At 60.1% G+C, this 263-nt stretch carries 1 protein-coding gene; it reads left to right on the forward strand.

Annotated features, from left to right (window positions below; genetic code table 11):
• On the forward strand, nucleotides 1-263 hold a 263-nt coding region (locus SB717_RS36870), incomplete at both ends, for a cellulase family glycosylhydrolase (RefSeq protein WP_410908042.1).

Below are 263 nucleotides of genomic sequence, written 5' to 3' on the forward strand. Positions count from 1 at the left end.
GCCCGTTCTACGACCGTGTCTGCGCGTCCATACGCTCGATCGATCCCGACCACGTCATCTTCCTCGATGGCAATCGCCACGGCACGGCCTTCGACATGTTCTCCGAGCCGGCGGAAAATACTGTCTATACGTTGCACGACTACGCACTCGCGGGTTTCGCTGACTCCGGCAGGTATCCTGGGATGTCGCGCGGTGAGTACGTGGACCGCGACTTCATCTTACGGAAGTTCCTCGAGCGCGCTGAATATATGCGCCGCACGCAG

It is taken from the genome of Priestia sp. SIMBA_032, from assembly GCF_046535215.1.
Lineage (GTDB): Bacteria > Bacillota > Bacilli > Bacillales > Bacillaceae_H > Priestia > Priestia aryabhattai.